Origin of the sequence: Dapis brunnea BLCC-M229, assembly GCF_050015995.1 — a bacterium.
Taxonomy (GTDB): Bacteria; Cyanobacteriota; Cyanobacteriia; order Cyanobacteriales; family Microcoleaceae; genus Trichodesmium.
Genome location: NZ_JBNHEP010000173.1, coordinates 1 through 1,884, shown reverse-complemented (window position 1 = coordinate 1,884; position 1,884 = coordinate 1). Strand labels below are relative to the sequence as shown.

At 37.1% G+C, this 1,884-nt stretch carries 1 protein-coding gene; it reads right to left on the bottom strand.

Annotation, left to right across the window (positions count from 1 at the left end):
- Positions 1-454: 454 nt before the first annotated feature.
- The gene (locus tag ACP6PM_RS19940; protein WP_426587679.1) at positions 455-1,588 is read right to left on the bottom strand and encodes a threonine synthase; all 1,134 of its coding nucleotides are present in this window, start codon (positions 1,586-1,588) and stop codon (positions 455-457) included.
- Positions 1,589-1,884: the final 296 nt, after the last annotated feature.

Genomic DNA, 1,884 nt, shown 5'->3' with positions numbered 1-1,884 from the left:
GCGCTCTTCTCAAGGAACTGTTTTTTGCTCTCGAAAATTTAGAATCTTTAGCTGGAGAAAAGTTAGAAATTTATATGAGGAATTTTCCCAGCTAGCATGATGGAATTTGAAAAGGTTTCGTAGGTATGATTTTCTGAAAAATACTTTGGAATCTTGCCGAGTTTTAGGGAGATGAAAATTTTGAGGATAAATATAGTTTCTCTCTTGAGTCGGGATGAAAAATAGTTGAGAGATTTACGGATTTTTGGGGAAAAGCTGAATGCTTACCCCTATTAACGAAGTTAGAAGTTAGAAGTTAGAAGTCAGAAGTCAGAAGTTATTTTTGTAACGGGGATTTGAGTACCGCTCCAAAAATATTTCGCCTTAAAAGGCGAGGTTTTAGACTCAATTATTTTGATAATGGGAGTTATTTTAATAACTCCATAATTTTCTAGAATTTATTTAATTCTCATGCCTAACTTCGTCCTCCAGTTAACATCAGCAAGCATTTTTCTGATGAGGAAATCCATCCGTCAACAATTAACTTTTTACAGGCTGCTAAAGATAACGCCGCAGTATGACAAGCGGAAATACCAGTCTCTTGTAAAATCTCGTAACTCTCCAAAAGTTCTGCTTGAGTTGGAGCAACCACAGTTCCCTGAGTCTCTAGAATTAAATCCCGCAAATAAGGGTAACTAGCGGTAGGATTACCCCGAAGAATTGCCTCAGCCTTCCCTGTAGGATTCCGGACAATATCTTCATCGGCGATTTGTTCTCGATCACTATGAAATGCTGTATAAACAGGAGGGCAAGTATCTTGCTGGACAGCAACAAAACGAGGCATTTTCTCAATATACCCATTAGCTAAAAGCTGCTTAAATCCAAAATATCCTCCATAAAAACCCATCCCACTACTGATAGGTTGAAAGACTACATCAACTTGGAAATCCAATTGGGTGGCTCCTTCCATATAGCCAGTTTTCAAACCTTCGCGACGAAAGAAGTTGAAAAATCCACCTTCCCAGAAGAGATTATTCTCTAAAGCATATTCTTTGGCTAATTTGCCAGTTTCCACAAAATCTACATTTGTTTCATGTATCGTGGCATAGGGATTATCAAACTTTAACCGATGCCGATGGGTTGATGGAACAAAAACATGAAGCCTAATTAGACCCTCAAGTTTTTTAGCCCAGTACATGAAACTTGAAGAGGAATTGCCTGTAGAAGAGACGACAAATTCTTTAACTCCACCCCATAACAATCCTGGCGTTGCCATACAACTCTGTCGGTATTTTGTATTTCCTGTGGCTAAAGCTCCTTCAACTTTACAGTAAATCCCATCATGGTCAACATATTGAGGATTGTCGAATCGAATCAGAGGAGTTTCTGGACAGTCAAATTCTGGGAGGGGTTGAATTGGAACAAAGTCTTCAAAGCGCGAAAGTCCAGAACCAGATTTTAATGTTTGAGTGGTGCTGTAGACAACATTCAAGACACCTCCATCACAAGCCTGGCAACGATAACGTAATTCTAAGGGATATTCTTCTCCACAAACGGCACATTTGAGGTAAGCTTGAGGGTTAAGTTGAATTTTTTCTGGTATGAACATAAGACAAGCAATGATATTTTTGGCAAGCAATAATTAACCGAACTTTACCAAAAAATACTTGAAAAATAGTATCTATAAGTTTACAAATTATATGTATGATTATTTTAAGACTACTTGAAGTAATTTTCCATCAGTCTCTCAGACCGGAATCTCAAATTTCGATCTATAAACTTTAAAGTCAAATAACTAAGACGTTGTAGTTAAAGTAATTTTCCATCAATATCTCAGACCGGAATCTCAAATTTCTATCTATAAACTTTAAAGTCAAATAACTAAGACGTTGCAGTTAAAGTAAT

Excerpts from the sequence above, each read along its gene's own strand:
- ACP6PM_RS19940 (WP_426587679.1), bottom strand. The coding sequence starts at position 1,588 with ATGTTCATACCAGAAAAAATTCAACTTAACCCTCAAGCTTACCTCAAA.